At 60.1% G+C, this 3,621-nt stretch carries 3 protein-coding genes and 2 pseudogenes; 3 read left to right on the forward strand and 2 right to left on the reverse strand.

Going from position 1 to position 3,621, the window contains the following annotated elements; all coding sequences use genetic code 11:
* The 3 genes and pseudogenes from ABDZ36_RS02815 to ABDZ36_RS02825 form a co-directional block, all read left to right on the forward strand.
* Positions 1–101, forward strand: a pseudogene (locus ABDZ36_RS02815) (IS5/IS1182 family transposase); the annotation flags it as partial.
* A gap of 130 nt (positions 102–231) precedes the next feature.
* The gene (locus ABDZ36_RS02820; RefSeq protein ID WP_343749194.1) at positions 232–777 is read left to right on the forward strand and encodes a hypothetical protein; all 546 of its coding nucleotides are present in this window, start codon (positions 232–234) and stop codon (positions 775–777) included.
* Between the two features lie 231 nt (positions 778–1,008).
* Positions 1,009–1,581, forward strand: coding sequence for a hypothetical protein (locus ABDZ36_RS02825; RefSeq protein ID WP_211313738.1), 573 nt, complete (start codon positions 1,009–1,011; stop codon positions 1,579–1,581).
* 13 nt (positions 1,582–1,594) lie between these two features.
* Here ABDZ36_RS02825 and ABDZ36_RS02830 read toward each other — a convergent pair whose 3' ends face one another.
* Complete coding sequence (locus ABDZ36_RS02830; protein WP_211313739.1) at positions 1,595–2,959, reverse strand: restriction endonuclease; 1,365 nt, start codon at positions 2,957–2,959, stop codon at positions 1,595–1,597.
* Positions 2,960–3,071: 112 nt separating this feature from the next.
* Positions 3,072–3,536: pseudogene (locus ABDZ36_RS02835) on the reverse strand (flavodoxin); the annotation flags it as partial.
* Positions 3,537–3,621: the final 85 nt, after the last annotated feature.

Consider the following 3,621-nt stretch of genomic DNA (forward strand, 5'->3'; position numbering starts at 1 on the left):
CGTACGGCTCCGCCGTCCGAGCGCGAGCGTGGTATCGCCAGTTTCGTGAAATTGTGCTCGCCGCCGCAGTCTACAACGTCGAACAAGCCGTGAAACAGTGAATCCCGTCGCCCTCTGCGGATTCAATGAAGCCGTTTTGGACACCAGCTCAGGAGCAACTGTGGATGGGTCCGAGGCCTTCAAGAAGTAGAGTGATGGGATGAACTCTTTCGGGTCGAAGAATCCGTTGGCGTGCAGAATCCACCCACAGAGCCACAGATACGCCTTCTCACTGGAGAAGAAGACTCCGTAGTGGTTGTCCGATTGCCGGCGTTTATACACGAATACGGGGAGGCCATAGCTGAAGCCGACCCGCGTTGGTTCTGCGTGGATATAGCAGTCCTCACGGTCGATATAGTGGACCAGTGGAGCTTGACACAGCTTGCCCGGGTGCTCACCAGTACCGATCTGCTCCCACAGCTCCGAAACGGAGGCCACGTCCGCGCTCTCGTCCTCGAGAGTCGTATCATCGATTGCACGATGGACGGGCGCAGCAGACTGAATCTCCTCGGGGAGATCGTCGCTGGACAGCTTCGCCGTCTCTCGGTCAGGGAGTGTCCGATAGAAGTGTTTATAGAACCCCTCACGACGCCGCTTATCGGCGAGCGCTTCGCACCGAGCGCAGTCCTCGATGAACATCGCTGGCACCACCCGGTCTGGATTCTCGGCGGCCTCCTCGTACAGACTACGCTGCCGTTCAGCCCGCCTGGCAATTTCATCTGGATCGGGGAGTGGTGAGCTCCTCTCAGACTCCGATGACATACGCATACCTTTGGGCTGGAACAGCATCAGTTTCCGAGCAAGGACCCCGCCCGACTGCCATCTTGCGAATTTCGGAATCCATTTTTAACCGGGTTTAAGTTGTCCAGTGACAGCCATTCGGCGAGATTCCAGCGACTCCACTCGATTCAGGAGAAGTTGTTTCTGCGCCGGCGATGGGTGCCGGCGCACACGCGCCGGCGGTGATCGATGTCGACACGAAGTCAACTCCGATTCATCCAACGAAGCGAGACCGCAGGCGAACAGTCCGATACCGACCGCATCGCACAAATCTACCGACACTCGGACGGCTATCCCGATAGCGTCCTCCGTGACCTTGTCCAGCTGAAAGAGTTGCTCGACGAGACACGAACAGAACGCGGGCCTGCGTACGCCGCTGCCCAGTTCCTGCTCCTCAACACGCTCTCGACGATGACCCTCTACGTGGACGAAGGGCGTGACCGGAGCATCCACGCTGACCAACCCTCGGATCTCCTCGACCCGGACAATATGGAGCACCTCGACCAGCCGATGTTTCTGCTCGGACACGGCGTCGAGAATCCGGCCGACGGCATTCACGGCGACGAGGAGTACCTCTACGTCGTCGAGCTCCCGACCCGGAACCCGTTCGAAGAGCCGTCCGAGTGGACCGTCAAGGTGAGTGGTCACTCCGCCTTCCCGCGCTGGGATGGTCCGACCGAGGAAGCCTTCGAGCGGGCCAGCTGGCAGTTCCACGGCCCGCTTGAGCACGCGCTCGAAGAGCTGGTCGCTGAGCCGGCGTGAACGCTTAGCCCGCTCAGATGATGCCGCCGATGACGAGTAGTCCGACGACGACCAGCAGCGTCGCGACAACGCTTCCCCCGGCCAGCCACTTGTTCTCCATCGCCTTCTCGTGAAGCGGCATCGCGGCGTACTCCTCGCGGAACGCTTCGAGATTCTCCTCGTCGTAGAAGTACTTCGTCTTCAGCGCGAACCGTTCCGTCACCGCACACCCCGTACAGACCGGCTCGCCTTCCAGCCGCTCCGTTTTGATGTGGCTGGAGCAGGCGATCGCCCCGCAGTTCGAACAGTAGGTGTACGTCTCGTCGCCGCCGCTCGTTTCACAGTGGACGCACTGATGGATGCCGTCCTCGGCGGTTACTCGTGACGGGCCTGCCGCGTAGTACTCGTAGGGATAGGTGTACTCCTGGATGTCGGTGGTGTGCCGAACTTCGGGGAGGTACACTGGTTCAATTGATTGGACGGAGATATCCGAGCGGTTCGGCTCGCAGGTCTTGTTGTACGTGACGTTGTTGTCGCCGGTGTAGGTCACCGTCGTCGTGTGGAGTTGCTGGAGGCGCTCGACTGCCCACTCCTTGTACTCCGTTTGGGTCTGCCCGAACCGGCGCTCCTCGATGTCGTCGAACACCTCTCCGAACTGCCCGGTGTCGAGGTCGACAGTCGCGTGGAGATTCTCGGTGACCAGCGTCCCGACGTCCTCGTCGACGACCTGCGGCTGCCCGCGTTCGGCGTGGGCAACGAATCGGGTCCGGTCGTTGATCCGGTGAATGACGCCCACCGACGTCTCGAAGACGGCGTTCGTGTCCGCAGTGACCGCGACCACCGGGCGGAACGTCACCACCGAATGCGGGTCTGGCAGGTCGGTAGCCTCGATGTTCTCGATGTCGCGGAACGCCTCCGCGACGGCCGCGTCGACGTCGGCGGCAGGGTCGTACGGGCGGAGCGTCTCGTCACAGAGAATCTCGATGCGCCCATTGTAGAGGTCGAGGCCAATCTCATCGGCAATCTCCCGGAGGTCCTCGCCGTCGAGTAACTCGATTGGGTGTGGGTCGTCGTTCTGCTGGAGTCGGTTTGCGTACTCCTGAGCAGGGTTCGTGAACCGGCCAGTCGTCACAACCATTCCACGTTTCGGGCCGTCGAAGTCGAACGTCGCGATCGCCGAGTGGAGCTTCTGGACGACCGGCCGCCCGACCGTCCCCGTGTGCTTGCACTCGACGATGATCGCGCGCCGCCTGCCGTCGACGACCTCCTCCATGATGACGTCGCGACCCTCGTCAGCCGTGCGGTCGGCCTGGCGGACGTTCTCGTAGCCGAGGTTCCGGAACACGTCCTCCATCACGTCCTCAAACTCGAACCCCGAGAGATCGTCCAGTACAGCCATCCTCAATTATGTGGACAGTACGTTGCAACTGCCAAATACGTTGCCGAACGCTACGCCATCCTGTTTGGTGAATCCCTGAGAGGGTGCGGCCGCAACACTGGCAAGACTGAGCTTACATCTGAATCCTCTGTAACCACTCAGTCACTTCCGCCCTGACTTCCTCCCGCCGATCGTCTTTGATTGCCAGGTACACACCGTCTCTCTCCAACCCACCCCTCGTGGAGAAGCCCTCCCGTACGTCGGCATCTGGACAGCGATCTTCGATCGTCTGAAAGCTACTCCCGATGCCATACCCACCATTCGTATTGAACGGGACCACAGTCTTCCCGCCCAAATCGTGTTCACTCAGAAAGGTCTTCATCGGCGGTGGCAACTGCATATCCCACGTCGGGGCACCGAAAAACACGGTATCATACGCCTCGATATCCTCTACGTTGCATTGGAGAGGCGGTGTATAGCCCTCTTCGTTTTCTTGGTCTACCTGTGAGACGAGCGTGTCGTAATCGACGGGGTACGGGTCTGCCGGCAACACTTCGAACATCTCTCCACCCATTTCTTGCTGAATGATTTCAGCGACAGCCTGGGTGTTTTCCGCATGCGTTCTAGTTTAGCGAAGAATCCAGTCGCTGTCTGTTGATTTGATATCGTCGCAACTACCCGGT

It is taken from the genome of Halarchaeum salinum (genome assembly GCF_039520965.1).
Lineage (GTDB): Archaea > Halobacteriota > Halobacteria > Halobacteriales > Halobacteriaceae > Halarchaeum > Halarchaeum salinum.